The following is a 3,191-nucleotide window of genomic DNA, read 5'->3' as shown; positions in this document are numbered from 1 at the left end:
AACCCCTGTTCCCGCCGTGAGAGGGCGGTGTCCTGACCGCTAGACGATGGGCGCGCTCAAGAACCGGCGATATAGGCTGACGGCTGGGAAAAAGCAACTGGGGGTTTGGCCAGCTTTGCCACATCGAAGAAAAGCTGGCCGCGAGCCTAGCGTTTCGGCTCGATCAGGTCCCAGAGATTGCCGTGCAGATCGGCGAAAACCGCGACCGCGCCATAGGGTTCGAAACGCGGCGCCTCACGGAATTCGACACCCTTTTCCAGCATCGCCGAATGGTCGCGGGCAAAGTCGTCGGTTTCGAGGAACAGGAAGACCCGGCCGCCTGTCTGGTTGCCGATGCTTTTCCTTTGTGCCTCGTCGGACGCCTCCGCCAGCAGCAGCCTGGCGCCCTGCCCGTTGGCCGGCGCGACCGTGACCCAGCGCTTGCCGCCGCCGAGATCGACATCCTCGAGGAGCAGGAACCCCAACCGCCCGACATACCAGGCGATCGCCTCGTCATAATTGGCGACGACCAGCGCCACGGTCGCGACACGACGATGTCCGGCGAAGCCTGTCATGCCTGGGGCCTGTTCAATTCTGCGGCAAACTTGTTTGTTGCATTGCTGCCGGTCATTTGTTGCGAATTGCGAACTGCCCGATCAAGCGGCGCTCGGCGATATCATAAACGAAGATCGCACGGCCGCCGTCGGCAAGTTCGGCGTCGATCGAGACGCGATTGCCGGACAGCGACTGGCTGACCACTTTCGCCCCGACCGGCAGCACGATGTCGCCGCTGAGCGGCTCGCCGGCCGGTACCTGGATGTCACCGGCCAGCGGCGGGTTTGCCGGCGGTGCCTTGCGGGCTTTGTAGACAATCGCCGCGATCACCACCATAAGAGCCAGCAACAGCAGGCCGAGATTGATGGCCATGAAGCGGACGAGCTTGCCACGCATCTTTTCGACCTCGGGGTCGAGCGGCTTTTCCTGATCTTCTTCGGCATCGGGCCGGGCCATGGCAAATATTCCGGAACGGTTTTAGATGAGCGCTCATAACGAAGAGGCCCCCGAATTGATAGAGGATCGATTCATCGCGGCCGAGCCGACAGTGCTGGTGGTTGGCGCGGACGCGGCCGGCCAGCGCCTCGACCAGTGGTTGGCGGCCAGCCTCGGCCCTGACATGTCGCGTAGCCGTGTGCAGATGCTGATCAGGCAAGGTGCCGTCAGCGTCAACGGCAAGCCGGCCGACGAGACCAAGCGCAAGATGATCGCGGGCGAAAGTGTGTCGGTCGCCATGCCGGAACCGGAACCGGCCGCGCCGCAGGGCGAGGCCATCGCGCTCGACGTGCTCTATGAGGACGACGCGCTGATCGTCATCAACAAGCCGGCTGGACTGGTCGTGCACCCCGGCGCCGGCAACTGGACGGGCACGCTGGTCAACGCGTTGATCCATCATTGCGGCGACAGCCTGTCGGGCATTGGCGGGGTACGCCGGCCGGGCATCGTCCACCGCCTCGACAAGGAGACCAGCGGCGTCATGGTGGTGGCCAAGACGGACCGCGCCCATAAGGCGCTGTCGGAGGCCTTCGCCGATCACGGCCGGACCGGCGATCTCGAACGCGCCTATCTGGCGCTGGTCTGGGGCATACCGCACAGGCCGACCGGCACGGTCGACGCGCCGCTTGGCCGCGCCGCCGACCGGGTGCGCCGCGCCGTGGTTCCGGAAGGTCGCGACGATGCCCGCCATGCCGTCACCCACTTTGCGGTTCAGGAGCGTTTTGGCGAAGAACAGCAGGAATTCGCCACCGCCAGCCTGGTCGAATGCCGGCTGGAAACCGGCCGAACCCACCAAATCCGTGTCCATATGGCCCATATCGGCCATCCGGTCATCGGCGACCCCGACTACGGCCAGGCCTTCCGTACCAAGGCCAACCGGCTGCCGGAACCCCTGAAAAGTCAGGTCAAGGCATTTTCCCGGCAGGCTTTGCATGCCTGGCTTCTTGCATTTCGCCATCCCGATACCCATTTGACGATGAGGTTCGAGGCGCCGATACCGAGGGACATGGAGGAACTCGTCGGCGGCCTACGCAATCTTTGACCTGCCATCAACAAGCTCGAAACCAGCCATCAAAAAACCTGACTGGCATTGTTCACTTCAGCGTGACACACTGTTTCGTGTTGAACAAATGTCTGTCTTTTCTGGTTTTGTTCCTGTATAAGATCTTATGTCGCGAGCGAGCCTTTCGGTGTTCGCGTCACATGCCCGCCGCGTTTCGGGGGCATCACTCCAATAGAGAGGGGGCGCTATCATGGCCCAGTCACTACCCAGTATTGTTTCCGGCGAAGGCGGCCTCAGCCGCTACCTGGAAGAAATCCGCCGCTTTCCCATGCTTCAGCCGCAGGAAGAGTACATGCTCGCCAAGCGTTATGCCGAGCATGAAGACACCTCCGCCGCGCACAAGCTCGTCACCAGCCATTTGCGGCTCGTCGCCAAGATCGCCATGGGCTATCGCGGCTACGGCCTGCCGATCGGCGAGGTGATCTCGGAAGGCAATGTCGGCCTCATGCAGGCCGTCAAGAAATTCGAACCCGAGCGCGGTTTCCGCCTCGCGACCTACGCCATGTGGTGGATCAAGGCCTCGATCCAGGAGTACATCCTGCGCTCGTGGAGCCTGGTCAAGATGGGCACGACCGCCAACCAGAAGCGTCTGTTCTTCAACCTGCGCAAGGTGAAGGGCAAGATCCAGGCGCTGGACGACGGCGACCTCAAGCCCGACCAGATCGCCGAGATCGCCACCCGGCTGAACGTTACCGAAGCAGAGGTGGTGTCGATGAACCGCCGCCTGTCCGGCGACGCTTCGCTCAACGCGCCGATCCGGGCGACGGAAGGCGAATCCGGCGAATGGCAGGACTGGCTGGTCGATGACCACGAAAGCCAGGAAGAGATGCTGATCGAGCAGGACGAACTGGAAAACCGGCGCGGCATGCTGTCAGGCGCTCTTGCCGTGCTCAACGAGCGCGAGCGGCGCATCTTCGAGGCCCGTCGCCTCGCCGAGGAGCCGCTGACGCTGGAAGAGCTGTCGGCCGAGTTCGACATCAGCCGCGAGCGTGTGCGTCAGATCGAGGTGCGCGCTTTCGAGAAGGTGCAGGATGCTGTCAAGGCCGCCGCCAAGCGCCAGACCCAGGCGCTGCGCACCATCGAGGCGCAGCGCCTGGGT

4 protein-coding genes are annotated in these 3,191 nt (G+C 63.3%); 2 read left to right on the top strand and 2 right to left on the bottom strand.

The features are described from left to right. Window positions 1-146: 146 nt before the first annotated feature. The gene (locus C1D09_RS24930; protein WP_143976150.1) at window positions 147-554 is read right to left on the bottom strand and encodes a VOC family protein; all 408 of its coding nucleotides are present in this window, start codon (window positions 552-554) and stop codon (window positions 147-149) included. A gap of 52 nt (window positions 555-606) precedes the next feature. Beyond that, complete coding sequence (locus C1D09_RS24925) at window positions 607-990, bottom strand: fimbrial protein (protein ID WP_143976748.1); 384 nt, start codon at window positions 988-990, stop codon at window positions 607-609. Window positions 991-1,015: 25 nt separating this feature from the next. Here C1D09_RS24925 and C1D09_RS24920 point away from each other — a divergent pair, with 25 nt between their 5' ends. Further along, window positions 1,016-2,071, top strand: coding sequence for an RluA family pseudouridine synthase (locus tag C1D09_RS24920; protein ID WP_143976747.1), 1,056 nt, complete (start codon window positions 1,016-1,018; stop codon window positions 2,069-2,071). A gap of 211 nt (window positions 2,072-2,282) precedes the next feature. Continuing rightward, window positions 2,283-3,191, top strand: a 909-nt coding sequence (rpoH, locus tag C1D09_RS24915) for an RNA polymerase sigma factor RpoH (protein WP_143976746.1), incomplete at its 3' end; no start/stop codon positions are given.

Origin of the sequence: Mesorhizobium intechi (assembly GCF_002879535.1) — a bacterium.
Lineage (GTDB): Bacteria > Pseudomonadota > Alphaproteobacteria > Rhizobiales > Rhizobiaceae > Mesorhizobium > Mesorhizobium intechi.
The sequence above is the reverse complement of the archived record's forward strand: the minus strand, read 5'-3'. Positions and strand labels throughout refer to the sequence as shown.

Bases quoted from the DNA above. Each gene is read 5' to 3' on its own strand.
- C1D09_RS24930 (WP_143976150.1), bottom strand. From the start codon at position 554: ATGACAGGCTTCGCCGGACATCGTCGTGTCGCGACCGTGGCGCTGGTC.
- C1D09_RS24925 (WP_143976748.1), bottom strand. From the start codon at position 990: ATGGCCCGGCCCGATGCCGAAGAAGATCAGGAAAAGCCGCTCGACCCC.
- C1D09_RS24920 (WP_143976747.1), top strand. From the start codon at position 1,016: ATGAGCGCTCATAACGAAGAGGCCCCCGAATTGATAGAGGATCGATTC.